The organism is Kitasatospora sp. NPDC058048, assembly GCF_042885555.1.
In the GTDB taxonomy this organism is placed as follows: domain Bacteria; phylum Actinomycetota; class Actinomycetes; order Streptomycetales; family Streptomycetaceae; genus Kitasatospora; species Kitasatospora lactacystinica.
Window position 1 is genome coordinate 43,756 of record NZ_JBHVRT010000020.1, and the last position, 25,098, is coordinate 68,853.

Below are 25,098 nucleotides of genomic sequence, written 5' to 3' on the forward strand. Positions count from 1 at the left end.
GCTGCGTACCCGGGGCAGAGCCGCTGCGTACCCGGGGAGGGGGTCGGGCGGACGCCGGCCGTAGCCCGGAACCCGCTCCGGGGGCGTGAGTTGTCGGTGGTGCTGTGTAGCGTTCGGGGTGAAAGAGGGCGTGCGGCGCAGCAGCCGCGGTGTTGGAGGTAGATGTCGTGACGGACACGGTCGAGGCGGGCGTGGTCGAGGCCGGCGAGGGCGGCGGGCTGGAACTGCCCGAGTCCTGGCGCGGGGTGCTGGGCGCCGAGACGGAGAAGCCGTACTTCGCGGAGCTGGCGGCCTTCGTGGCGGCCCAGCGCGCGGAGCACGAGGTGTTCCCGCCGAGCGGCCAGGAGTTCGCCGCGCTGGACGCCACCGCGTACGACAAGGTCCGGGTGCTCGTGCTCGGCCAGGACCCGTACCACGACAACGGGCAGGCCCACGGCATGAGCTTCTCGGTGCTACCGGGCACCAGGACGCCGCCGTCGCTGCGCAACATCTTCAAGGAGCTGGACGCCGACCTGGGCATCCCCGCCCCGGACAACGGCTACCTGATGCACTGGGCCGAGCAGGGTGTGCTGCTGCTCAACGCGGTGCTCACGGTCCGCGCGCACGAGGCCAACTCGCACAAGGCGAAGGGCTGGGAGAAGTTCACCGACGCGGTGATCAAGGCGGTGAGCGACCGCGAGGAGCCCGTGGTCTTCGTGCTGTGGGGCAACTACGCGAAGAAGAAGCTGCCGCTGATCGACACCGCCAAGCACGTGGTGGTGCAGGGGGCGCACCCGTCGCCGCTGTCGGCGAAGCTGTTCTTCGGCAGCCGCCCGTTCTCGCAGATCAACGCCGCGCTGGACTCCTTCGGTGCCGAGGCCATCGACTGGCAGGTGCCGAACCTGAAGGAGGCGTGAGCCCCCGCCGGAGCGCCGCCGCGCGTTCCTGAGCACTTCCGGGTGCCGGTGGCCGTGGACCGGACGGGTTCGATGTCCCGTCCGCCCACGGCCACTTGGCGTTCACCGACGGTGAGCGTCGACCGGTGCCGGGTGTGCTTAGCTGGTGCCGACCGGTCGCCGGACCGGTCCCGGGGAGGAGCGGTACGTGCACGGGCTGGGGCGGGCAGGGGCGTTGCGCGGGGCCGTGGGGGCGCTGCTGGCCGGGGTGGTACTGGCGGCCGTGTCCGGCTGCAGCGGGTCGGACGGCGGCGAGCCGCGAACCGGGTCCGCGCCGTCCGCCGCGGGTGCGGCCGGCGGCGCGGCGGCGGGCTCGGGCTTCGCCCAGCTTCCCGGCCAGGCCTTCTACGTCTCCGACCGGACCAACGCCGCCCACCAGGTGTCCGCGCTGCGCGGGCAGGGCCGGACGGCGGAGGCCGACGAACTGCTGCGGATCGCCGCCCAGCCCTCCTCGCAGTGGCTCGGCGAGCAGGGCGCCGGGGAGATCGCCGAACAGGTGAGCCGACGGGCCGCCGAGGCGGGCCGGACGGCGGTCTTCGTCGCCTACGACATCCCGCACCGCGACTGCGGCCAGTACTCGGCCGGCGGCGCCCCCGACGCGGCCGCCTACCGGGCCTGGATCACCGGCGTCGCCCAGGCCCTCGGCGACCGCAAGGCCTGGGTGGTGCTGGAGCCGGACGCCGTCGCGCACACCCTGGACACCTGCGGGATCAAGGGCGATCTGGCCGCCGAGCGGTACGGCCTGCTGGCCTTCGCCGTCCAGGAGCTGAAGAAGAACCCGAACGCGCGGGTCTACCTGGACGCGGGCAACCCCGGCTGGGCGCAGGACCCGGAGGAACTGGCCACCGCCCTGCGCAAGTCGGGCATCGCGGCGGCGGACGGCTTCGCCGTGAACGTCGCCAACTTCTACGACACCGCGCGGAACGCGGCGTACGGTGCCAGGCTCTCCGCGGCCCTGGGCGGGAAGAACTTCGTCATCGACACCAGCCGCAGCGGCAACGGGGCCCTGGGCGGCGACTCCTGGTGCAACCCGCCCGGGCGGGCGCTCGGCGAGCGGCCGACCACCGAGACCGGCCGGCCCGGGGTGGACGCCTACCTGTGGATCAAGAACCCGGGGGAGTCGGACGGCGACTGCGGACGGGGCGAGCCCCGGGCGGGCGAGTTCTGGCTGCCGTACGCGCTCGGGCTGGCGCAGGCGGCGCGCTGAGGCCGCCCGCGCCGACCCGCGCGTGACCGCGCGGCGGCGCGGAGCCGTTGCGGCTACGCGGTGACCTGGATCCAGCGGGCGACCGACGGGGTGCCGGCGGCGTCCGTCAGGAACAGCATGTACCAGCCCGGCGGCAGCAGGTCGGGGTTGCGGGGCAGGGTCAGCGAGACGCCGTCCGCCGTCCGTCCGGCGATGTCCAGAGCCACCGAGCGCTGTTCGACGTCCGTCACGTGGGTGACCGAACTCGGCCGGATCAGCTTCGCGCCGGCGACCGCCTCCGGCCGTGCGGTGCCGACGGCCAGCGTGCCGCCGAGCCCGGCCGCCTGCGGAACGGCACCGACCTGCGGGCGTTCGCCGTGGTACAGGTACGGCGGGGTGTAGATCTCGATGCGCTGCTCGAAGCCGCCCGGCCGGGTCTCGGCCTTGTCGGCGAAGAGCGGGTTGGAGCCCAGCACGGCGACCCGGCCGTCCGGCAGCAGGAGCGCCTCGGAGTGGTAGTCGCGGCCGACGGCCGGTTCGGCGGCGGTGCTGAAGCTGTTGGTGTCCGGGTGGTACACCTGCGCCTTGAGCAGATCGCTGTCGCCCCGGCCGCGGTAGCCGCTGGAGCCGCCGGTGGTGAAGACGGTGTCGTCCGGGAGGATCACGCTGTTGAGGTAGCGGGTGCCGCCGGCCGGCAGGTCCGGGCCCGGGGTGAAGGCGGGCGCGGCGGAGGACAGGTCCGCGATGTCGGTGCGGGCCGTGGACAGCGGGGACTCGCCGACGCCACCGCCGCCGAGCACCATCACCTTCTGCGCCTGCGCGGGCGGCAGCAGCACCGATGAGGAGGTCTCGGTGAGGTTGGGGTCGCGCAGGCCGGGGACGGGCTGGAAGGCCCCGGTCGACACGTCCCACAAGCCGGGCTCGCGGCCCTTGTCGCCGGGGCCGTAGCCGCCGTTGGAGCCGGAGTAGAAGAGCTTGCCGGAGGCGGTCAGGAAGATCGCCGGGTAGGTCGGGAAGTAGTGGTCGGGGCCCTTGGACCAGGACTTGGTCCTCGGGTCGTAGACCTCGTTGTCGTTGCCGTCGAGGATCTCCCCGGTGTCGTCCAGGCCGGAGACGGTGACCACCCGGCCGTCGCCCAGCCCGGTCAGCGTCGGGTACCAGCGGGCGTGGGCCATGTCGGTGACCGGCTCGTAGAGCTCGGTGTCCGGGTTGAACTCGAAGGCGGAGCGGATGCCCTGGTACTCCTGCTTGTCCAGGGTGAGCTTCTCGTTCTGCCCGTACAGGTTGTGGGCGTCGGTGCCGCTCAGGCCCTTGATCCGGTACTGGGCGGGGGAGTCGGAGACGTAGTCTGGGCCCGAGCCGACCGCCTCCACGTACACCCGCTGCTCGCCGGCGATGACCACGGTCTCGCGGCCGGAGCCGGTCTTGGTCGCGGCCGGGACGGTCACCGGGGCGGTGCTGGCGTACTCGTGGCCGTTCGGGGCGACGAAGACGGTGCCCTTGGGGAAGGTCCGGTCGCGCTCCGGGCTCTCGTTGCGCACCCGCATGATGCCGGCTGCCTTCTTCACGGCGGCGGCCAGCTTCTCGTAGCGCTGGGTGCCGCCGGCCACCAGGACGCGGCCGTCCGGCAGCGAGGTGTGGCCGCCGCAGAACATGTCGGCCGGGGTGGGGACCAGCTTGTAGGTGTTCGCGGCCGGGTCCCAGAGCAGGCTCTTGAAGGTGCCCGCGTTGAACTGCTTCTCGTCGTTGCCCGAGCCGGCCACGATCAGGACCTTGCCGGTGCGCAGCAGGGTCGCGTGCACGGCGTTGACCCGGAACTCGGCGGGCAGCGACAGGGTCTGCCAGTGGCCGTACTGCGCCTTGTACTCGGGGCGGTTGATCACGTAGTGGTGGTACTGCTCGGAGGCGAAGCCGAGGACGGCCGGCGCGTTCATCCCGGCCACGGTCAGCGCGACGGTGCTGCCGAGGGCGAGGCGCTTGGTGCGGCCGGCCTTGTGGATCTTCACGGTGGGTGCTCCCCTCGGGAGGCGGTCGGGTGCCGGGCTGGGGCTGCTCGGGGTGGGCTCTGTTCGGTGGGGGTGCTGTCCGCGGGTGCTGTCAGTGGGGGGATGTGCCGCTGCCGGCGCGGTCGGGTGCGGGGCGGTCGGGTGCGGGCCGGGTGGGCGACGGGTCCGGTGCCGTGTGTGCGGGCGGCGAGGTGCGGGGGTCGCGGGCGTGGCGCGGGCGGCGCTTCTCCAGCAGGACCGTCGGGGTGGCCGTCGGTCCGCCGGTGACGGTGAGGTTGGCGGTGGGGCGGGTCCGGCGTCGCCGGACGGCGTCGCCGGCGGTGATCAGGACCGGCAGGAGGGTGAGCACCAGGGCGATCCAGGCCCAGGCGCGCATCGCGGCGTGGTCGTAGCCGGTGACGTAGGAGGCGGTGATCGCGCCGCCGAACACCAGCGTCCAGAACAGGTGGAAGCGGAAGGTGCCGAGCCGGTCGGTGCTGGCCGAGCGGCCCTTGGGCGTCACCACGAAGCGGCTGCGCACCCGCAGCAGCGACTGGAGCAGCGAGGCCGCGTAGACCGGGCCGCAGAGCGCCGACATCACCATCCCGGCGACCCCGGAGGAGCCGGCCGGCTCGTGCGGGCTCACGTTGTGCTTGCGGTTCCAGGTGTAGAGCAGGAGCTGGAGCGCGGCGGCGTCGCTGTAGAGCATCATCCAGATCTCCGAGGAGACGTGCACGCCCGATGCGCCGAAGCCCAGGTAGAGGACGCTGGACAGGCCGCCGAGCAGCCAGGTGAGCGCCGCCATCGGGTAGAAGCCCACCATCAGCGTGTAGTTGAGCAACCGCCCGGGGGACAGCTGCCACAGCACCCGCCAGTACTGGGTGAAGAGGGTCTCGTAGGTGCCGCGGCTCCAGCGCAACTGCTGGGAGAAGAAGTCGGTCCAGGAGGACGGTCCTTCGCCGACCGCGAGCACGTCCGGGGTGTACACGGACTTCCAGCGCTCTCCGGTCTCCGGGTTTCGGCTGCGGTGGAACTCCAGACCGGTCGCCATGTCCTCGGTGATGGAGTCGTACAACCCGCCGATCGACTGGAGCGCGCTGATTCTGACGGCGTTGTTGGTGCCCACGAACATGGGCGCGCCGTAACGGTTTCCGGCGCGTTGGACGAGGGCGTGGAAGAGGTACTGCTGGCTCTCGGAGAATTTGGTGACGGCCGAGCCCGAGCTGCGGTAGTTCCCGTACACCTGGGGGCCGACCACGAATGCCACGTCGGGGTCGCGGAAGTAGCCGAGCATCCGTTCGCAGAAGTCCGGCAGCGGAACGTGGTCGGTGTCCACGGACACCCAGAACTCGTAGTCGTCGCCGTGGGCCTGGAGCCAGGCGTTGTAGTTGCCGTGCTTGGTGCCGGCGCGGAACCTGCCCTTCGGCCGGTTCCACTGCGGCCGGCCGGCGCGGCTGAAGTGCCGCACGCCCAGCTCGGCGCAGAGCTCCCGCATTGCAGGATCGTTTCCCTCGTCCAACAGCCAGACGTCGTACGGTCCGTTGTGCCGTACGGCGCGGGCCGCGGTCAGCGTGGCCCGGACCATCTCCGGCGGCTCCTTGCCCGGCACGCAGGTGGTGAGGAAGGCGACCCGGGTGCCGGGCACCGGCGTCACCGGGACCGGGTCACGGGCGACCAGCGTGGCGTGGGTGTTGGAGACGACGTTGACCAGCCGGAACACCTCGACGACGGCGATGATGCCGATCATCACCTTGTCGCCGAGCAGCACCAGGGCGTTCGTCTCGTCCAGCCGCTCGGGCCAGTGCTCCGGCAGCAGCAGCCAGACCAGCAGCACCGTCTCCACCACCGGGGCGGCGACCATCAGCAGCGCGGCGCGGATCCGGTGCGGCTCGCGGCGCAGCAGGCTGCGGTACCGGACGCGGTAGGGCGCCGCGGGCGGTGGATCGTACGGGGCGGAGGCGTACGGGGGAGAGGCGTGCGGGGCGCTCGCCGAAGCGGGGTCGTACGGGGCGGCCGGTTCGGGCCAGTAGACGCCGCCACCGAGGTCGTCGTCCTCGTCCGGGTCGTACGCCGGGCCCGCGAGACGGCTGAAGTGGCCGTAGTCGTACGGGGCTTCGGGTGCGGGAACGGCACTGAGGGCGGCCTCGTCCAGCTGCCCGGCACCTCGCCCGCCGGCCGTTCCGGCGCCCTTTCGCCGCGAGAACGGCGTGGTCATGGCTGCTCCCCCCGGGAGTTCGCTCCGTGCTCGGCTCGCTCGGCCTTCGCGTGGGCCTGCCTCGACTCGGAGCCGTCCGGGTGGAACTCGGTGGTACCGGCCGGAATCGGCTGGAACGGGACCGGGTGAACTGCGCTTCTCAGGCAGTTCCCGGGCCGTCCAGCGCATTCGCCGGGTTCCGCCGGTTCTGTCGCGCGTCGGTACGGGGGCTTCGAATCCGGGATCCCGATGCACTTTCCAGCTTCCCCTCCGGGCGCTCCGGGATCCTTGGCCTCATCAACTCTCCCCGAGTGCACCGGTGATCGCAACCAATCCGGGAGATCGCCGCCGCCCAAGCATGAAGATGCCACGGTTCCCGGCCGGTCCGGCGGGCGTTGGTGCTATTGCGGTGAATTCGCCCGGTCCCGGGCGGCGATCCGTGGAACTCGGGTGCGGCGGAGGACTGTTGAGGGGGCGGTCGCGGTCGCGGTCGCGGTCGCGGTCGCGGGGGCGGGGCGGGGGCGGGGCGGGGCGGCTGCGGGGCAGCGCAACGGCCGGACCGCCCCACGGGCGATCCGGCCGGCGCGCCCGGGGCCGGGCCGGTCAGCGCGGAGGCAGCAGGGCGGCGCCGGTCGCGGCCCGGACCTCCGCGAAGTTCACGCCCGGCGCCGTCTCCACCACCCGCAGCCCCTCCGGGGTCACGTCGATCACCGCGAGGTCGGTGACGATCCGGTCCACGACTCCGCGACCGGTCGCCGGAAGTGACAGCTCGTCGACGATCTTCGGCGAGCCGTCCCGGGCGGTGTGCTCCATCACCACGATCAGCCGGCGGGCCCCGTGCACCAGGTCCATCGCGCCGCCCATGCCCTTGACCATCTTGCCGGGGATCATCCAGTTGGCGAGGTCCCCGGTGGCCGACACCTGCATCGCGCCGAGCACCGAGACGTCGATCCGCCCGGCCCGGATCATGCCGAAGGAGAAGGCGGAGTCGAAGTACGAGGCGCCGGGCGCGACCGTCACCGTCTCCTTCCCGGCGTTGATCAGGTCGGCGTGCTCGGCGCCCTCCTCCGGGTACGGGCCGACGCCGAGGATGCCGTTCTCCGAGTGCAGCACCACCTCGACGCCCGGCGGGAGGTGGTTGGGGATCAGGGTGGGCAGGCCGATGCCCAGGTTCACGTACTGGCCGTCGCGCAACTCGCGGGCGGCGCGGGCGGCCAGGGCGTTGCGCGGGTCGAGGGCGGTCGCGGGCGCGGAGGCGGGCGCGGGTGCGCAGGTTCGGGCGGAGGTGGGTGCCGGGGCGGCGGTCTCGGTGGGCATCGGGTCAGGCCTCCTGGAGTGCGGGGCGGACGGTGCGGCGCTCGATGCGGCGGTCCCCGGGGTCGGCGGCCACCACCCGGTCGACGTACACCCCGGGCAGGTGCACCGCGTCCGGAGGGAGCTCGCCCGGCTCGACGATCCGGTCCGCCTCGACCAGGGTGATCCGGCCCGCCGCCGCGCAGAGCGGGTTGAAGTTCCGGGCGGCGGCGTGGAACACGCAGTTGCCGTGCCGGTCCGCCACCTCGGCCCGGACCAGTGCGAAGTCCGCCGTGATCGCCTCCTCCAGCAGGTACCGGCGGCCGCCGAACTCCCGGACCTCCTTCGGCGGGGAGGCCAGGGCCACCGAGCCGTCGGCCGCGTAGCGCCAGGGCAGCCCGCCCTCCTCGACCTGGGTGCCGACCCCGGCCGGGGTGAAGAACGCGGGGATGCCGGCGCCACCCGCCCGCAGCCGCTCGGCCAGCGTGCCCTGAGGGGTCAGCTCCACCTCCAGCTCGCCGGAGAGGTACTGCCGGGCGAACTCCTTGTTCTCCCCGACGTACGAGGAGGTCATCCGGGTGATCCGGCCGGCCCGCAGCAGCAGGCCCAGCCCCCAGTCGTCCACCCCGCAGTTGTTCGACACCACCCGCAGTCCGGTGGTGCCGGAGTCGGCCAGGGCGCCGATCAGCGTGCTCGGGATGCCGCAGAGGCCGAAGCCGCCGACGGCCAGCACCGCGCCGTCGGGGATGTCCCCGACCGCGTCGGCGGGGGAGTCCAGGACCTTGTCCAAGGGATCACCTCATGAGGGAGTGGGAGGAGAGGAGTGGGAGGAGAGGGGAGGGGCGGAACGGCGGGGCAGGGGGCAACGGGCCAGGGGGTGACGGGGAGCGGGGAGGGGCGGGGAGCGGGGGCGGGACGGCCGGCGGGCCCGGGAACCGCGCGGAGCCCGTGGCCGTACCAGGCCGGGCTGGGGTCCTGCCTGGGCCGGACCGGGCGGGCACGCCGCTGGGGTGGCTGCCGCCGGACGGGCTCCGCGCCCCTCCACCGTCACCGGGCGGGGGCCGCCGCAACCATGGCGGCCACCCCCATGGGCGGGTGCGGAGTCGTGTCGAAAGGCCACACCCGGGCGCCCGGAGGGCGGCGGAGGCCCGGCGGTATGTCGGCCGGAGCCACATCCGGGCGGGCTGATGCGTCAACTGGGCACATGTCGCCACTCCCACCGCACACCTACGGTTCCCGCAATCACCCCGCCGCACCTCAGGAGTCGGTCACCATGCGCAGCTCGACAGCCCCCTCCCGGACCGCCGCCGGCGCCCGTCCGGGCGACTCCCTGACCGGCGGACCGGCCCGGAAGCTCGCCGCCCTCGCGGCCTGCGTCCTGCTGGCCTCGGGCTGCGCCAAGGCCGGAACGGCCGGGACGAGCGCGGCGGACGGTGGCGCGAAGGGCCCGATCAAGGTCGGCCTGGTGTACTCCAGGACCGGGCCGCTGGCCGCCTACGGCAAGCAGTACCTGGAGGGCTTCAAGGCCGGCCTGAGTTACGCGACCAAGGGCACCGGCGCGGTCGACGGGCACAAGATCGAGTTCGAGGAGCAGGACGACGCCGGCGACCCGGCCAAGGCGGTGTCCGCCGCCAAGGACCTCATCGGCAAGGGCTACAAGGTGCTGGCCGGCTCCACCGCCTCCGGCGTGGCCCTCCAGGTCGGCCCCATCGCCGCGCAGAACAAGGTGCTCTTCATCAGCGGCCCGGCCGCCGCGGACAAGGCCACCGGTCTGAACAAGTACACCTTCCGATCCGGCCGCCAGTCCTACCAGGACATCAAGACCGCGGCCTCGTTCGTCGGTGACGCCAAGGGCAAGAAGGTCACCGTGCTCGCTCAGGACAACGCCTTCGGCCAGGCCAACGTGGCCGCGGTGAAGGCGGTGCTCGGCGGTGAGGGCGCGACCGTCGACCAGGTGCTCGCCCCGCCGAGCGCCACCGACCTCACCCCCTTCGCCACCCAGGCCAAGACCGCCAAGCCCGACCTGCTGTTCGTCGCCTGGGCCGGCGACACCGCGTCGGCCCTGTGGACGGCGCTCAACCAGCAGGACGTGTTCGCCGACACCAAGGTCGTCACCGGCCTCGACCTGGCCGCCTCCTACCCGCTGTTCGGCCCGGCCGGCGAGAAGATCTCCTTCCTGAACCACTACTTCGACGGCGCCGCCGGCACCCCGGTGGAGAAGGCCATGACCGAAGCCGTCTCCGCCGCCGGAGGGAAGACGGACATCTTCACCCCGGACGGCTTCACCGCCGCCCAGATGATCGTGCACGCCGTCGAGTCCAACCACGGCTCCGCCGACGACACTTCGGCCCTGGTCAAGGCCCTGGAGGGCTGGAGCTTCGACGGGGTCAAGGGGAAGACCACGGTCCGCGCCGAGGACCACGCCCTGCTCCAGCCGATGTTCCAGGTACGGCTGACCGGCAGTGGCGCCGCCGCCAAGCCCTCGGTGGAGAAGACCCTGACCGCGGACGAGGCAGCGCCCCCGGTCACCCCGATGGCGGGCTGATCCCGATGCCCGCCCGTACCGCCTCCACTCCTTCCTCCTCCTCCGCTCAGGGCTCCTCGTCCGTGCGTTCCTCCGCGTCCTCCTCCCCGGTGCTGCGCCTGGACGGGCTCGGCTGGGCCGTCCGCGGCGTGCCGATCGTCGAGGACGTCTCCTTCTCGGTCGGCGAAGGCGAGTTCATCGCCTTCATCGGGCCCAACGGCGCCGGCAAGACCTCCCTCTTCAACCTGATCTCGGGCATCTACCCGGCGACCCACGGCAGCCTCCACCTCGATGGCGCGGACGTCACCACCGAGGCGGTGCACGCCAGGGCCCGCCGCGGTCTCGGCCGCACCTTCCAGACCTCCTCCCTCTGGCCGGGGATGACGGTCGCCGACCACGTCCGCCTGGCCGCCCAGGCGGCGGCCGGGCCGCGCGCCTCGTACCGGCTCTGGCGCCGCGCCGACCGTTACGAGCAGCAGTTGGCCGACACCCTGGAACGCACCGACCTCACCCACCGCGCCGACACCCTGGCCAGTGCGCTCTCGCACGGGGAGAAGCGCAAGCTGGAGCTGGCCGTTCTGCTGGTCTCCGAGCCCCGGCTGATCCTGCTGGACGAGCCGATGGCCGGTGTCAGCGCGGAGGAGGTGCCCGCCCTCACCGAGCTGATCCGTTCCGTGCACCGGGACCTGGGCCGGACCGTCCTGATGGTCGAGCATCACATGGACGTCCTGCTCGGCCTGGCCGACCGGCTCGCGGTGATGCACCACGGCACGCTGCTCGCCCTGGACACCCCCGAGGCCGTGATGGCCGACCCGACCGTGCAACAGGCCTACCTGGGTGAGGCGTTGTGACCTCCTCTCCGTTCTCCGCCCAGCGCCCCACTCCTTCGGGGCGCTCCGCCTCCTCACCGTCCTCCGACACCGTCCCCCTCCTCTCCGTCCGCGATCTGCGGGTGGTCATCGACGGGCTGCACATCCTGCACGGGGTCGACTTCGACGTGGCCCCCGCCGGGGTGACCGCACTCCTGGGCCGCAACGGCGCCGGCAAGACCACCACCGTCAAGGCCGTCATGGGCCTGGTGCCGCGCACCGGAAGCATCCAGCTCTCCGAATCCGAGCTCTCCTCCCTTCCCACGCATCTGGTCGTTCGTCACGGCATCGGCTACGCGCCCGAGGACCGGGGGATCTTCGCCGGCCTGACGGTCGCCGAGAACCTCCGCCTCGCCGAGCGCGCCGCCGGGAGCGGGGGCGGAGGCGCGGCCGGTGAACCGGACTACGCACTCGTCCACGAGCTCTTCCCCGAACTCAAGCAGCGGGCCGGGCAGTTGGCCGGAACGCTCTCCGGCGGCCAGCAGCAGATGGTGGCGATCGGCCGGACGCTGCTCAACCGCAACCGGCTGATCATTGCCGACGAGCCCACCAAGGGCCTGGCCCCGAAGATCGTCGCCGAGGTGGCCGAGGTGCTGGCGCGCGCGGCCGAGGCCGTGCCCGTCCTGCTGGTCGAGCAGAACCTCGCCCTCGTCCGCCGACTGGCCGGCACCTGCGCCGTCCTGGCCGACGGCCGGACCGCCCACCGCGGCGACACCGCCGAGCTGTTGGCCGATGAGGAAGCCGCCCGCCGCCTGCTCGGCGTCGGCTCCCGCCACCCGCTCGCCGGCGGGCCCCGGCCCGCCGCCTCCCCGGCCGCCCCCGTCGTCACCGCCGAGGTGAAGCCCTGATGGACACCGTCGTCCTCCTTTCCTGTACCGGACTCGGTCTCGGTGCGCTGTACTTCCTGGTCGCCTCCGGTCTGTCGCTGATCTTCGGTCTGATGGACGTGCTCAACTTCGCGCACGGCGCCCTGCTCTCCATCGGCGCCTACGCCACCTGGTGGGCCGGCGCCGAGGCCGGCTTCTCCTTCTGGCTCGCGGTGCCGTTCGGCACCCTGGTCGGGACGGCCGCCGCCGTCCTGTTGGAGCTCTTCCTGATCCGGCCGCTCTACAGCCGCCCGCGCGACCAGATCCTCGCCACCGTCGGGGTCGGGCTCGCCGTACCCGCCCTGCTGATGGGGGTCTGGGGCGCGGATTCCCGTCCCTTCCCCCAGCCGGAACTGCTGTCCGGCACCTGGCACGTGCTCGGGGCGACCGTCCCGGTCAACCGCTTCGTGCTGGTGGCCGCCGCCGCACTGCTGCTGCTCGCTCTTCGGTTGTTCCTCGCCCGCACCCGCTACGGGCTGATCGTCCGGGCCGGCGTCGAGGACCGGGCGATGGTCACGGCGCTCGGCATCGACGTCCGGAGGGCGTTCACCCTCGTCTTCGCCCTCGGCGGGGCGGCCGCCGCGCTCGGCGGCGCCCTCGGCGGCCTCTACTTCGGTTCGGTCAATCCCGGCCAGGGGACCGGCCTGCTCATCTTCGCCTTCGTCGTCGTGGTCATGGGCGGCATGGGCTCCGTGACCGGAGCCGCCGTCGCCTCGGTGGGCGTCGGCCTCGTCCAGCAGTTCGCCAACTACTACACCGGCGCCGGTCTCGGCGACCTCTCGGTCGTCGTCCTGCTCGCCGTCCTGCTTCTCGTCCGACCCCGTGGACTCACCGGGAGGCTCGCGTGAGCGCCGAAACACCGATCACGAGCACCGGTGGCCCCGCGGCGAGCCGCAGCGCCGCCGCTCCGGCAGGGGGGACTGACACCGGCCCTGCCGTGACCGCCGTGCCGGAGGAGGGGACTGACACCAGCTCCGCCGACACCGCCACTGTGGCAAGGGGGACTGACACCGGCCTTGCCGAGACCCATTGTGAACACAGGAGCGGGCCCGGCGCCATCCCTCGAACAGGTGATTCAGTCACTAACCGCTGGACAGGCGTGCACAGAGCGCTACGCTGGTGGCCGATCGCCCTGCTGATCACGTTCCTTGTCGCCCCATACAGTGCGCTTCCCGTCCCGGGACTGCTCGACGGCCCGCTCGGCAGCCCCGGCAGCCTCCAGCTGCTCGCCCTGTGCCTGCTCTACGGGGCCCTCGCCACCGGTTACGACCTCCTGCTCGGTCGGACCGGACTGCTCTCCTTCGGCCACGCGCTCTACTTCGCGACCGGCCTGTACGCCACCGATCTCGGCATGCTGGAGCTGCGGCTGCCGTTCGCCGCCGCCGCGGTGTTCGGCGTCGCCTGCTCCGTGCTGCTGGCCCTGCTGCTCGGCTCGGTCAGCCTGCGCGTCACGGGCATCGGGTTCTCCATGGTCACCCTCGCCTTCGCCCAGGCCGGCTCGATCCTCGTCCAGCGCAACCCCGGCGGCGTCACCGGCGGGGAGGAGGGCCGCTCTGCTCCGGCCGACCTGCTGCCCGCCGGCCTCCTCGGGATCGAGAACACCGCCAACCTGTACTGGATCGCCGTCGGCTACCTGGTGCTGACCGTCGCCGCGGTCCACTGGGCCGTCAAGTCGCCGATGGGCCGGGTCTGGGAGGGCATCAAGGAGAACGAGCGCCGGGTCGAGGTGCTCGGACTGCGGCCCTACGGCTACAAGCTGGTCGCCTTCGTGCTGGCCGGCGGGCTCGCCGGGCTGGGCGGGGTGGTCTACCTGCTGCTGACCGGTGGCGCCACCCCGCAGGCCGCCACCTCGGACGCCACGCTCGCGCTCCTGGTGATGGTCGTCCTCGGCGGCTCCGGCAGCCGCTGGGGACCGCTGCTCGGCGGTGTCCTGTACACCTGGGCGAGCCACCGGCTCGGCGACCTCGCCAACTCCTCGACCGTCGCCGACCTGCCGGCGGTGCTGCGGGTGCCGCTCTCCCAGCCCCTGTTCCTGCTGGGCGCCCTGTTCGTCGCCGTGGTCTACCTGCTGCCAGGCGGCCTGGCTAGACTGCCTGCCCGCATCCGCGCCGCCCGGTCCGCCCGCTCCGCCTCGGTGCCGGCCGGCCTCGGAACCGCCCACCCCACCGGAGGTACCCCCGCGTGAGCCAGTCGCCGCTGAAGCCCGAGGAGTTGACCGTCCCCGTGCCCGGTGGGGACCTGGCCGTCCTGCGCTGGCCCGCAGACGACCCGCAGGCCCCCACGATCGTGGCGGTGCACGGCATCACCGCCAACGGCCTCGCCTGGTACGAGGTCGCCCGCCGGCTCGCCGGCCGGGTCACCCTGCTCGCGCCCGACCTGCGGGGCCGCGGAGCCAGCCGCTCGGTCGCCGGACCGTACGGGCTGGCCCGGCACGCCGACGACGTGGCCGCGCTGATCGGCGCCCTCGGCCCGGGGCCCGTCACGGTGGTCGGCCATTCGATGGGGGCCTGGGTCACCGCCCTGGCCGCCGTCCGGCACCCCGGCCTGGTCCGCCGCGTCCTGCTGGTCGACGGAGCGGTGACCTTCCCGCTGCCGCAGGGCGTCCGCGAGGAGGACGCCCTGGCCGCGGTGCTCGGCCCCGCGCTGGCCCGGCTGTCCACGACCTTCCCGGACCGGGACGCCTACCGGGAGTTCTGGCGCGGGCATCCCGCCTTCGCCGGCGAGTGGACCGAGGGGATCGACGCCTACACCCAGCGCGACCTCGTCGGCACGGAGCCCGAACTGCGCTCCTCCTGCGTGCTGGAGGCCGTACAGATCGACGGCGCCCAGGTCCTGCTGGACGAGGACGCGGCCGGCGCCGTGCACCGGCTGCCCTGCCCGGCCGACCTGCTCTGGGCCGAGCGCGGCCTGCTCGACGAGCCGCAGGGCCTCTACGACCGCGCGCGGCTCGAACTGGCCCGGCTGGACACGGAACGGGTGCCCGCCGCACCGGTGCCCGGCACCAACCACTACTCGATCCTCTGGGGCGCGGCCGGGGCGGACCGCATCGTCCGCAACCTGCTCGCGGACGCCCCCGCCGCCGGGTAACCGGCCGGGACGACAGCGGCCGGCGAGGGCTCCGACCCCCGCCGGCCGGTGCCGGTGGCCCGCTCCCGCGCCCCTCGGCGCGTCAGCCCGCCGTGCCGAGGAAGCTCTCCCAGCCGCCCGCCGGCGCCTGGCCGACGTTGAGCGAGCGCAGCTTGCGCAGGGTGGACTGGTCCTGCACCTCCAGCCACTCGACCAACTGCTTGAAGGAGACCAGTCGGACGTCGGGCTTGCCCGCGACGGTCTTGAGGGTCTCCTCGACGGCGTCCATGTAGATGCCGCCGTTCCACTGCTCGAAGTGGTTGCCGATGAAGAACGGCGCGCGGTTGCTGTTGTAGGCGCGCTCGAAGCCCGCCAGGTAGGAGTTGGTGGCCTGGGTGCGCCAGTCGCCGTACTTGGCCGGGTCGCCCTTGGTGCTGCCGCTGGACTGGTTGGCCAGGATGTTGTAGTCCATCGACAGGACCTGGAAGGTGTGCCCGGGGAACGGGATGGACTGCAGCGGGAAGTCCCAGACCTTGCCGTCCTGCACCTTCTGCGGCCATATCTGCAAGCCGCCCGAGGAACTGGCGTCGTACTTCCAGCCCAGCTTGGCGATGGTCGGCAGCAGCGCCTTCTGGCCCTCCAGGCACGGGGTGCGGCCGCCGATGAGCTCCTTCTTGTAGTCGAAGGGGAGCGGGTCGACGTCGGTGAAGCCGGTGTTGGTCCGCCACTGGGTGACGAAGCCGATCGCCTGGTCGATCTCGCTCTGCCAGTCCTCGGGGGTCCACATGTTGACCCCGTTCTTGTCCGGACGGCTGGAGCAGAAGTGCCCGTTGAAGTGGGTGCCGATCTCGTGCCCGGCCAGCCAGGCCTGGCTGATGAGCTTGAGCGTGCTCTTCACCGCGCCGTCCGACAGGTACGGGATGTCGGAGGCGCCGACCGAGTGCTTCGGGGGGTGGTACAGGTCGGCCTTGCCCTTGGGGAGGGCGTATATGCCCGAGAGGAAGAAGGTCATCGTGGCCTTGTGCTGCTCCGCCAGCTTCAGGAAGCGGGGGAACTGGCCGTCCTCGGTGCCGCCGGCGCCGTCCCAGGAGAAGACCACGAACTGCGGCGGCCGCTCGCCCGGCTTGAGCTTCTCGGGCTTGGGCTGGTTCGGCTGCGGTCCGGTGTCCGCGTTGGAACCGTCGCCGATCGGGGTGCCCTTGGGCACCGCCTGCTGGGGGCCGGGGCTGCCGCCCTGGGTGGTGCCGGTACCGCCGGGGCCGGGGGAGGAGGCACCTTGTCCCGAGCCGGATCCGCCGCTGGAGCAGGCCGCGACCGCGCCGAGGGCCGCGGTCGCGGCGGTTGCACTGAGCACCGTCCTGCGCGAGATGCTGGTCATGGTCTCCCCTGGGTGCCGATGCCGGTGGTGGGGGCGGTCCGCAGCCGCACCGGTCAAATCGGGCAATTGATGAATATTCCGCCGTTAGCATGTCATGTCGCCGCGACGGCTTCCAAGGTCGCCGAGCGCTGACGACTTCCAACACGCCTGGCGCATCCGGCTGGGCTGCGGGGATGCGCCGACTGTTGCCGTCCTGTGACGCTTCCCGCCCCGTGCGGCCCGGTCAGTACGCTACCGCCGGTCGATCGGCCCGCCGCCGGAGTTCGTCGTCGTCCGGCCCGATCGGTCGCCCTTTTGGGAAAACTTTTGCCCCTTGCAGGGGCGGGCGGCCCGAAGCCCGCCAGTGGAGGGCCGGCCCGGGCGGGCGTGCGGAAAGACGTGCGGGAAGAGGTGTGCCGGCCCGGGCGGGACCACGGAAGCCGCGCGGGACCACGGGCAAGGGGGCCGCCGCAGCGGGACCGTCACAAGGGGCGGAGGGCCGGCCGGGAGCGGCCGCCGGGCGGACCGTCAGAGTGCGGCGAGCCGCCGGGTGCGGCGCACCATGCGGGCGATCGCGGTGCTGATGGCGGTGGCCGCCGCGCAGGAGACCACGAGGCTCAGCCAGGCGGTGTTGAACCAGTGGCTGTTCAGCCAGCCCAGCGTCACGATGTAGGCGGCCCAGACCAGCGCCGCCAGTGCCGACCAGTGCAGGAACCGGTGCGGATGGGCGGGGGAGTGGCCGATGGCCAGGTCGAGGACGGTCCGCCCGGCCGGGACGAACCGCGCGACCACCACCATCGCGGCGGCCGCCCCGTGGGGGCGTTCGATCAGGGCCTCTTGGACCCGGGCCACGCTGGCCGCCAGTTTGGGGCGCCGGGCGAGCCGGCGGTGCAGCACCGGGGCGCCGCGCCGGGCCAGGTTGAGCAGCAGCAGGTCGCCCAGGAAGGAGGCCACCGCCACGCCCAGCCCGAGCATCAGGGGCGCACCGTCGATCTGCGAGGTCTTGAGCACGGCCAGGATGACCAGCGTTCCGCTGGGGATGAACGGAAGGAGGGCGTCCCCGAGCACGGCGACGAGCGCCAGCGCGCAGATCCACGAGGATCCGATCGCCGCCACGAAGTTCAAGGCCCTTTACTCCCTCCACGCCTCCCGAGGGAGCAGGTGGCTGCAGGGGTCAACGCTAGCGCCTCGACTTTTCATGCCATGAAGCACCCCGGTATGGCATGGGTCACGGTCGCTGATTCCGGCCGCGCCGCGGGGCGGGGAACCGCGCGTCCGGGCCGGTCCGGGGGCCGGGGCGCCCGGGTGGCGGACCGCCGCCGAAACCGAACGAGCCCCCGGGGCGGGGTGCCGCGCCGAGGGCTCGCAGTGATCGTCCGGTGCTGGTCCAGCCCGACGATCTTGCTGGTGGAGTGCGGATCCCGCTCCGGCGACCCGCTCCCGGCCCCAGCCTGCCGGACGCCGGCCCCCGGTCGCGAGCCCTGGCGCTGGCGACTTCCGGCGCTGGCGGGAAGTCGCCAGCCGTGTTCGCCCGCTGGCTCTGCGTCAGCCGAACGGTCGGTCGACTTCCGCGCGAAATGGCCGAAACCCGCTCGGACCGTGGCCGGACGACACTCCGGAGGCGGGAACAGCGAGGCCCCGGCCGTGGTTGACCCCCCTCGGCGACAGCGACCGGCGGGCCATCCGGGACCGCGCGGTCACCCACGACGGCCGGCCCGAGGACGGCGGCCAGAAGGGCGGACGGGATGACCACCGAGGACCACCAGGAGCACGGGACCGGACCGGAGGCCGGACCGCAGACCGGACCGGCGGCCGGCGCGGCGATCCGCGGCACCGCCCGCGGGACCGCGCCCGCGCCGCTCTCGATCCTCGACCTCGCCACCGTCGGCGTCGGCCACACGCCCGCCGAGGCCCTCGCCGCCACCACCGAACTGGCCCGCCGGGCCGAGCAGTGGGGCTACCACCGCTTCTGGGTGGCCGAGCACCACGGCATGCCCGGCGTGGCCAGTTCCACCCCGGCCGTCCTGCTCGCCCACCTCGGGGCCAACACCACGACGCTGCGGCTGGGCTCCGGCGGCGTCATGCTCCCCAACCACGCCCCGCTGGCCGTCGCCGAGCAGTTCGGCCTGCTGGAGGCCCTGCACCCGGGGCGGATCGACCTCGGACTCGGCCGCGCCCCCGGCACCGACCCGGCCACCGCCCGGGCGCTGCGCCGCGGCCTCGCCGAAGGCGCGGACGACTTCCCGCAGCAGCTCGCCGAGCTGACCCACTTCCTCGACGGCGACTTCCCGGACGGTCACCCGTACGCCCGGCTGACCGCCGTCCCCCGGGGCGAGGGCCGCCCGCCGGTCTGGCTGCTCGGCTCCTCCGGTTTCAGCGCCCAGCTGGCGGGCCGCCTCGGCCTCCCGTTCGCCTTCGCCCACCACTTCAGCAGCACCAACACCATCCCGGCGCTGGACCTCTACCGCTCGTCCTTCCGCCCCTCCGCCGTGCTCGCCGAGCCGTACGCGCTGATCGGCGTGAGCGCGGTCGCCGCCGACGACGAGCCCTCGGCCCGGCGCCTCGCCCGCTCCGCGGCCCTCGGCATGCTCCGCCTGCGGCGCGGCAACCCCGGCCCGATCCCCACCCCGGAGGAGGCCGAGGAGTACCCGTACAGCCCGGTCGAGGCCGACTTCATCGACAGCTGGCTCGACAACGTCGTGCTCGGCGACCCGGGCCGGGTCGCCGACGGGCTGGAGGCGCTGCGCAAGCGGACCGGCGTGGACGAGCTGATGGTCACCTCGCACATCCACGGCCACGAGGCCCGGCTCCGCTCGTACGGCCTGATCGCCGAGGCCTACGGCCTGACGGCGGCGTGACCTCGACGGCGGCGGCGTGAGCTCGACGGCCTGACGGCACCGGGACCGACGGCGCCCGGCGTGACCGGGCACTCGGACCGCCGGCCCGCCGGTCGCCCGCCCGTCCTGCGGCTACCGGCCGTTCAGGGCGGGGCGGCCCTCACGGAGTATGGCCGCGACCAGCTCGGCCTCCCCGGGGCGGGCGAAGTACCAGCCCTGGGCGGTGTCGCAGCCGGTCAGCCGCAGGCGCTCGGCCTGGGCGGCGCTCTCGATGCCCTCGGCGGTGACGGTCAGGCCGAGGGTGTGGGCGAGCTGCACCATCGCGCCGACGATCTGCTCGTCCGCATCGCTGCGCCGGGAGCGGAGCTCCGGGCGGCCCGGACGGTCCGTCGGGGCGGGCTCGCGGAAGCCCTCGATGAAGGTGCCGTCGAGCTTGAGCACGTGCACCGGCAGCCTGGAGAGGTAGGCCAGGTTGGAGTAGCCGGTGCCGAAGTCGTCGATCGCGATCCGCACACCCATGTCCGCGAGTGCCTGGAGGGCCTGGAGCGGGCGGCCGCCGGGGCCGAGCAGGGCGCTCTCGGTGATCTCCAGCTGGAGGAGCCGGGCCGGCAGCCCGGTGCGTTCGAGCGCCCGGGCGACGTCGGCGACGATGTCGGAGTCCCAGATCTGGCGGGCGGCCAGGTTGACGCTCACGAAGGTCTCGGTGTCGGGGAACTCGGTGAGCCACTGCCGGGCCTGCCGGCAGGACTCCTCCAGCACCCAGGTCCCGAGCGGCACGATCGCGCCGGTCTCCTCGGCGAGCGGGATGAAGCGGTCCGGGGAGAGCGTCCCGTAGCGGGGGTGGCGCCAGCGGACCAGCGCCTCCGCGCCGTGCACCGCACCGTCGGCCAGGCCGACCAGCGGCTGGTACTCGATGGTGAACTCACGGCGCTCCAGGGCCGGGCGCAGTGCGGTGGCAAGCAGCTGCCGGGTGAGCTGGTGGGCGCCGCGGTCCGGGTCGTAGAGGGTCCAGCGGGCGCGGCCGTCGGCCTTGGACCAGTAGAGCGTGGCGTCGGCGTCCTTGACCAGGTCGGTCGGGGTGGTCTCGTGCACGGACCGCTCGACCACGCCCACGCTGGCGGTGATCACCAGCCGGTGCCCGGAGACGTCGAAGGGACGTTCCAGCACCTCCAGGATCCGGGCGGCCAGCTCGGTCAGCTGCTCGCTGCCCAGGCTGTCGGTGACCAGGACGGCGAACTCGTCGCCGCCCATCCGGGCCACCAGGTGGGTGTCCCGCCCGTCGAACCCGCGCCGCAACCGGGTGGCGACGGCGATCAGCAGCTGGTCGCCGATGTGGTGGCCGAGCGCCTCGTTGATCGCCGCGAAGCCGTCGAGGTCCAGGTAGCAGACCCCCACCCGGCGTTCGTCCGCGGCCTCGGCCAGGGCCGGTCGGTCGTCCGGCGCGAGGCAGGCGGCGTCGAGCCGCTCGAAGAAGTAGGCCCGGTTGGGCAGTCGGGTCAGCGGGTCGTGCAGGGCCTGGTACTCCAGCCGGTCGCCGAGCCGCCGCTGCTCGGTGATGTCCTCCACCAGGGCGAGGGTGTAGAGCGGATCGCCGGCGCCGTCCCGGATCAGCGAGACGGTGACCTTGCTCCAGACGGTGTGGCCCTCGCGGTGCTTGAGCTGCTTCTCCACGCGGAACCGTTCCCGCTCCCCGTGGACGAGCTCGGGGAAGAGCCGGTCCGGCATGCCCTCCGGGTCGATGATCTCGTGCAGGTGGGTGCGGGCCAGTTCGCCGACGCCCCGTCCGATCAGCGTGGCGAAGGCCGGGTTGACCTCGATGATCCGGTCCTCGGCGTCGATCAGGGCCATGCCGATGACGGCGTCGCAGAAGGCGGCCCGGAACCGGGACTCGCTGGCCCGCAGCGCCGCCAGCAGCCGGTCGGTGCCGACGCCCTCCCGGTCGGTGCCCTCGGCCGCCCGGCCGCTGCGGCTGGCGAGCCCCCGGTCCCGGTGGGCGTCGTCGGTGAGCGGGGCCGAGCAGGTGGGGCAGAGCAGCAGCTCCGGCTCCGCGAGCGTCCCGCAGGCGCCGAGGGCGGTGGCGGCTCCCGCAGCGGGGGCGGGGGCGGTGGCGGTGGCCGGTCCGCCGGATCCGACGGTCGGTCCGCCGGGGCCGGCGGCCGGTTCCAGGACCGGTGGGGCGAGGTGGCGGTGGCGCGGTGATTCCTCGTGCCGCACGCCCGGGTGGTGTGCGTCGGCCCCCTCGTTCCGGCCCGGCACGGCATGCTCCCGTCCGCTGCTGACGCTTGACGATGGTCCGGCCGGCCGGTCGGGACCCGGCGGTCGGCTCCGCACTCTGTCGTGGTCCTCGGAGTCGGCCGCTGCGGGGGCTGCCCGTCGTGGGGCGCCGGCGCGCGGGGACCCGCCTGAAGGACAGGGCGCTGCGGCCGATCATAGGCCGCGACGACAACACGCGGTGACCGCCGCCAGGGTGATTCGCCCGCTTTGTGATCATGAATGGCGGTACGTGCGGACGCCCCCGGTGCACATCACATGATGTGCGCCAGGGGCGCGTGCGCCGAAGCCGCGCCCCTGGGCGCCGGTCGCGCGCCGGATTCGGAGCGGAGCGGGCCGGGAGCCCGGGGGCGGAAGGGGCCGTCGGGGGTGATGGAGAAGAGGGCGGAAGAGATGAAGAGGGCGGAGAAGAGAAGGGGGAAGACGGGCGGGCTCAGGCCAGCGAGGCCGTGAGGGTGATGGTGGTGCCGGTCAGGGCCTGGCTGACCGGGCAGTTGGCCTTGGCGTCCTCGGCGGCCTTCACGAAGCCGGCCTCGTCCAGCCCGGGGACCTCGCCGACGACGGTCAGGTGGATGCCGGTGATGCCCGTGCCGGGCTGGAACGTCACGTCGGCCCGGGTGTCCAGCTTGGTCGGCGGGGTGCCGGCACCGGCCAGGCCGTGCGAGAGGGCCATCGAGAAGCACGCCGAGTGGGCGGCTGCGATGAGCTCCTCCGGGCTGGTCCTGCCGTTGGGGGCCTCGGCGCGGGACGGCCAGGAGACGGGGTACTCGCCGATCCCGGAGGAGGCGAAGGTCACCAACCCCTTTCCGTCGAGGAGGTTGCCCTCCCACGCGGTGGTGGCGGTGCGGGTGGTTGCCACGATCGGTTCCTCCAGTACTGAGGGAGTGTTCGAACGGTCACGTCCGGTCATGCACGCCCCAGCCTACGGGCAGAGCCCTCCCGGCCCGGTGCGTCACGCCGCCGGGGCCGGGCGGAGCACCGGGTCGCCGCCCGGTCCAGTCCAGTCCGGTCCGGTCCGGTCCGGTCCGGTCCAGTCCGGTTCGGTTCGGTCCTGTCCTGCTCACCGTCCGGTCCGGCCCGCCGTCCGGATCGTGGACGGTTCCGTCCGACGGTGCGGGGCCGGAGCGGGGGCCCTGTTAGATTTGCCCGGGCCCGAGCCCGGCCGCCGTACGGTCGGGCGCCCACTGCAGACACCGGGAGCCGCCCCGATGACGGACCACTCCACGACCCCCGACTCCGGCCTGACCGAGGGGATCGACGACGCCGTACGGGCCGAGCTGACCGGCCTGCGCGAGAGCATCGACAACATCGACGCCGCGGTGGTCCACATGCTGGCCGAGCGCTTCAAGGCGACCCAGCGGGTCGGCCGGCTCAAGGCCGAGCACAAGCTGCCGCCGGCCGACCCGGCGCGCGAGCGGGACCAGATCAAGCGCTTGCGGGAGCTGGCGGCGGGCGCGAAGCTGGACCCGGTCTTCGCCGAGAAGTTCCTGAACTTCATCATCGCCGAGGTCATCCGCCACCACGAGGCCATCGCCCGCTCCTGAATCCCCGGGGCCGAGCGGCCCCGGGCCCGAGTGGCCCCGGGGTCTCCGGCGATGTCGGCGGCGGCTAAATGACCGATTTCGTCAGGCTCCACGGTTGGCGTAGCGTGCAGGTTTCCCCAGCCGGAGAGGTGGAGCAGCGACGATGGCGGTGAACCTGCCCGAAACGCCGAGCGGAACCGGAGCTCCCGGCGATTCCGCGTCGAACGCCCACGCGGTGCCCGGCGGTCGCGCCGAGGCCCGCCGCCGGGCGCGCGGTTCGCGGGGCCGCAAGGCCGGCGGTTCGGGTCGGCGGCCGCGGCCGTGGTGGATCGAGCTGCCGGTGATGGCGGCGGTCGGCCTGGTGGTCGCACTGCTGATCAAGACCTGCCTGTTCCAGGTGTTCACCATCCCTTCCGGCTCGATGGAGAACACCCTGCGGATCGGCGACCGGGTCGGCGTGAACAAGCTGGCGCCGCTGACCGGCTGGGAGCCGGAGCCGGGGCAGCCGGTGGTGTTCAAGGATCCGGGGGGCTGGCTGCCGCCGCAGCCGACCGATCCGAACCCGGTCACCAACACCGTGAGCTCGGTGCTCAGCTTCGTCGGCCTGGTCCCGCCGAAGGACGACAACTACCTGGTCAAGCGGGTCATCGCGACCGGTGGGCAGACCGTGCAGTGCGAGGGCAGCACGCTGAGCGTCGACGGACGGAAGGTCGACGAGCCGTACCTGCACCCCGGGGACGATTCCTGTGCGGGGCTGGACTTCGGGCCGGTGAAGGTGCCCTCGGGCTACATCTGGGTCGAGGGCGACCACCGCAGCGACTCCGCGGACTCGCGCTACCACCAGCACGGCCCGGGTGGTGGCGCCGTGCCGGTGGACAACGTGGTCGGCCCGGTGTCGGCCGTCGTGTGGCCGCTCAATCACCTCGACTGGTTCGGCTGGACCGGCCGCTGACCCCACGCTCGGCGGTCACCCGGTCGGCAGCCCCGGCCCCGGCGGCCCCGGCCCCGGAAGCCTCGGGCCCGGCGGCCTCGGATCCGGCAGCCCCGGGCCCGTCGGCCGGTGGACCCGCGAACACCTCGACCGTCCCGGCCGTCCCGGCTTTCGAACCCGTGCCCGCGCCCGCCCCCGTGCCCGCCTCCGCGGGTTTGCTCGCCTGGGCCGCGAAGGCGCCGGTCAGCACCAGCAGGCCGCCCGTGATCTGCGGCAGCCCGAGGTGTTCGCCGAGCAGCACCCAGGCCGTCACGGTGGCGACCACGGCCTCCAGGTTGGCGACCACCCCGGCGATCGGCGGCGAGAGGTAGCCGACCGAGATCACGCCGGTGACGTAGGCGAGCACGGTCGCGATCAGGACCATCCACACGGCCGGGAGGAACGCGGGCAGGGTGTGCCCGTTCATCACCACCGACCCGCCGAGCCGGCTCCAGTCGGCCTGCCACGGCCGGGTGAGAGCGGTGAGCAGCACGGCGCCGATGAGCAGCCCGAACGCGCTGACTGCGAGGGGGTCGACCGGGCGCTCGCCGTGCCGGCCGGCGTCGGCGAGCACGAAGTAGCCGACCTGGCACAGGGCCGCGCCGAGGGCGAAGAGCACGCCCAGCGCGTCGAAGCCCAGGCCGTTCCAGACCTCGACCACGCAGGCCAGCCCGGCCACCGCGACGCCGGCGCCGACGGCCGCGCCGCGGGTGATCGGCTTGCGCTGGACGAACTTGACGTAGCCGATGAGCAGTGGCGGCCCGAGGTACTCGATGAGCAGGGCGACGCCGACCGGGATGCGGGAGATCGCCGCGAAGTAGCAGGCCTGGACGCCGGCCACGGCGAGCAGGCCGAAGCCGAGCAGCAGGCCGGGGCGGCGCAGGACGGCGTCCCGGTGCCGGTAGGCGACCGGGAGGAGCGCCACCGCCGCCCCGGTGACCCGGAGCCACACCACGTGCAGTGGGGAGAGCCCGGCCTCGATCAGCGGTTTGGCCGCGGTGCCGGAGCCGCCGAAGGCGACGGCGGAGACCAGCGCGAGGCCGAGGCCGAGGGTTCTGCCCGAAGGGAGGGTGGGCGAGGCCGTTGATCTGTGCACCGCCGCATTGTGACAGTCATACCGGTGATCGGGTAAGGCGCCATTCCGTCATTCGGTCCTGCCCCCGACTGTGCGCAATGGCGCAATCACCGGCTCCGGCACGGCCCCGTGACCGTGCCGGTCCCC

General features: G+C 73.4%; 20 protein-coding genes. 11 read left to right on the forward strand and 9 right to left on the reverse strand.

Annotated elements, in window-relative coordinates:
- Positions 1 to 167 precede the first annotated feature (167 nt).
- Both ACFVVA_RS21805 and ACFVVA_RS21810 read left to right on the forward strand, forming a co-directional pair.
- Positions 168 to 896 carry a uracil-DNA glycosylase gene (locus ACFVVA_RS21805; protein ID WP_359901874.1) on the forward strand — a complete coding sequence of 243 codons (729 nt, stop codon included), beginning with the start codon at positions 168 to 170 and terminating at the stop codon, positions 894 to 896.
- Between the two features lie 187 nt (positions 897 to 1,083).
- Positions 1,084 to 2,142, forward strand: coding sequence for a glycoside hydrolase family 6 protein (locus ACFVVA_RS21810; protein WP_387691754.1), 1,059 nt, complete (start codon positions 1,084 to 1,086; stop codon positions 2,140 to 2,142).
- Positions 2,143 to 2,195: 53 nt separating this feature from the next.
- On the opposite strand, the gene ACFVVA_RS21815 is transcribed toward ACFVVA_RS21810, so the two are convergent.
- The 4 genes from ACFVVA_RS21815 to ACFVVA_RS21830 all read right to left on the reverse strand — a co-directional run bounded on the left by ACFVVA_RS21815 (position 2,196) and on the right by ACFVVA_RS21830 (position 8,383).
- Positions 2,196 to 4,127, reverse strand: coding sequence for a galactose oxidase-like domain-containing protein (locus tag ACFVVA_RS21815; protein ID WP_387691756.1), 1,932 nt, complete (start codon positions 4,125 to 4,127; stop codon positions 2,196 to 2,198).
- A gap of 91 nt (positions 4,128 to 4,218) precedes the next feature.
- Complete coding sequence (locus ACFVVA_RS21820; RefSeq protein ID WP_387691758.1) at positions 4,219 to 6,321, reverse strand: glycosyltransferase family 2 protein; 2,103 nt, start codon at positions 6,319 to 6,321, stop codon at positions 4,219 to 4,221.
- 582 nt (positions 6,322 to 6,903) lie between these two features.
- Complete coding sequence (locus ACFVVA_RS21825; protein WP_387691760.1) at positions 6,904 to 7,617, reverse strand: 3-oxoacid CoA-transferase subunit B; 714 nt, start codon at positions 7,615 to 7,617, stop codon at positions 6,904 to 6,906.
- 4 nt (positions 7,618 to 7,621) lie between these two features.
- Entirely contained in the window at positions 7,622 to 8,383 is a 762-nt protein-coding gene (locus tag ACFVVA_RS21830) for a CoA transferase subunit A (protein WP_387691762.1), read from the reverse strand.
- A gap of 483 nt (positions 8,384 to 8,866) precedes the next feature.
- On the opposite strand from ACFVVA_RS21830, the gene ACFVVA_RS21835 reads away from it, so the two are divergent.
- From ACFVVA_RS21835 to ACFVVA_RS21860, 6 genes are all read left to right on the forward strand, one after another.
- Positions 8,867 to 10,138: a substrate-binding domain-containing protein gene (locus ACFVVA_RS21835; RefSeq protein WP_387691764.1), complete on the forward strand. Its 1,272-nt coding sequence runs from the start codon at positions 8,867 to 8,869 to the stop codon at positions 10,136 to 10,138.
- Positions 10,139 to 10,143: 5 nt separating this feature from the next.
- Complete coding sequence (locus ACFVVA_RS21840) at positions 10,144 to 10,968, forward strand: ABC transporter ATP-binding protein (protein WP_387691766.1); 825 nt, start codon at positions 10,144 to 10,146, stop codon at positions 10,966 to 10,968.
- A 95-nt stretch (positions 10,969 to 11,063) separates the two neighbouring features.
- Entirely contained in the window at positions 11,064 to 11,834 is a 771-nt protein-coding gene (locus ACFVVA_RS21845) for an ABC transporter ATP-binding protein (protein ID WP_387691884.1), read from the forward strand.
- Positions 11,834 to 12,700: a branched-chain amino acid ABC transporter permease gene (locus ACFVVA_RS21850; protein ID WP_380539014.1), complete on the forward strand. Its 867-nt coding sequence runs from the start codon at positions 11,834 to 11,836 to the stop codon at positions 12,698 to 12,700. Before ACFVVA_RS21845 ends, ACFVVA_RS21850 begins: the two co-directional genes overlap by 1 nt.
- Positions 12,701 to 12,909: 209 nt before the next feature.
- On the forward strand, positions 12,910 to 14,037 hold the full coding sequence (locus ACFVVA_RS21855; RefSeq protein WP_387691887.1) for a branched-chain amino acid ABC transporter permease: 1,128 nt from the start codon (positions 12,910 to 12,912) through the stop codon (positions 14,035 to 14,037).
- On the forward strand, positions 14,034 to 14,939 hold the full coding sequence (locus ACFVVA_RS21860; RefSeq protein ID WP_387691769.1) for an alpha/beta fold hydrolase: 906 nt from the start codon (positions 14,034 to 14,036) through the stop codon (positions 14,937 to 14,939). Before ACFVVA_RS21855 ends, ACFVVA_RS21860 begins: the two co-directional genes overlap by 4 nt.
- An 82-nt stretch (positions 14,940 to 15,021) precedes the next feature.
- Here ACFVVA_RS21860 and ACFVVA_RS21865 read toward each other — a convergent pair whose 3' ends face one another.
- Both ACFVVA_RS21865 and ACFVVA_RS21870 read right to left on the reverse strand, forming a co-directional pair.
- Positions 15,022 to 16,296 carry a hypothetical protein gene (locus ACFVVA_RS21865; protein WP_387691771.1) on the reverse strand — a complete coding sequence of 425 codons (1,275 nt, stop codon included), beginning with the start codon at positions 16,294 to 16,296 and terminating at the stop codon, positions 15,022 to 15,024.
- A 507-nt stretch (positions 16,297 to 16,803) separates the two neighbouring features.
- Entirely contained in the window at positions 16,804 to 17,391 is a 588-nt protein-coding gene (locus tag ACFVVA_RS21870) for a DedA family protein (RefSeq protein ID WP_387691888.1), read from the reverse strand.
- Between the two features lie 629 nt (positions 17,392 to 18,020).
- Here ACFVVA_RS21870 and ACFVVA_RS21875 point away from each other — a divergent pair.
- Complete coding sequence (locus tag ACFVVA_RS21875; RefSeq protein WP_387691773.1) at positions 18,021 to 19,133, forward strand: LLM class flavin-dependent oxidoreductase; 1,113 nt, start codon at positions 18,021 to 18,023, stop codon at positions 19,131 to 19,133.
- Between the two features lie 111 nt (positions 19,134 to 19,244).
- Here ACFVVA_RS21875 and ACFVVA_RS21880 read toward each other — a convergent pair whose 3' ends face one another.
- Together ACFVVA_RS21880 and ACFVVA_RS21885 are read right to left on the reverse strand one after the other, a co-directional pair.
- Complete coding sequence (locus tag ACFVVA_RS21880; RefSeq protein WP_387691775.1) at positions 19,245 to 21,326, reverse strand: putative bifunctional diguanylate cyclase/phosphodiesterase; 2,082 nt, start codon at positions 21,324 to 21,326, stop codon at positions 19,245 to 19,247.
- 490 nt (positions 21,327 to 21,816) lie between these two features.
- Positions 21,817 to 22,242: an OsmC family protein gene (locus tag ACFVVA_RS21885; RefSeq protein ID WP_387691777.1), complete on the reverse strand. Its 426-nt coding sequence runs from the start codon at positions 22,240 to 22,242 to the stop codon at positions 21,817 to 21,819.
- Between the two features lie 349 nt (positions 22,243 to 22,591).
- Here ACFVVA_RS21885 and ACFVVA_RS21890 point away from each other — a divergent pair, with 349 nt between their 5' ends.
- Both ACFVVA_RS21890 and lepB read left to right on the forward strand, forming a co-directional pair.
- Positions 22,592 to 22,927, forward strand: a complete 336-nt coding sequence (locus ACFVVA_RS21890; protein WP_387691779.1) for a chorismate mutase — start codon at positions 22,592 to 22,594, stop codon at positions 22,925 to 22,927.
- Between the two features lie 142 nt (positions 22,928 to 23,069).
- On the forward strand, positions 23,070 to 23,858 hold the full coding sequence (gene lepB, locus ACFVVA_RS21895) for a signal peptidase I (RefSeq protein ID WP_387691781.1): 789 nt from the start codon (positions 23,070 to 23,072) through the stop codon (positions 23,856 to 23,858).
- On the opposite strand, the gene ACFVVA_RS21900 is transcribed toward lepB, so the two are convergent.
- A complete protein-coding gene (locus ACFVVA_RS21900) occupies positions 23,821 to 24,972 on the reverse strand; it encodes a DMT family transporter (protein ID WP_387691783.1) in 1,152 nt (383 codons plus the stop codon). The genes lepB and ACFVVA_RS21900 overlap by 38 nt on opposite strands.
- Positions 24,973 to 25,098 lie beyond the last annotated feature (126 nt).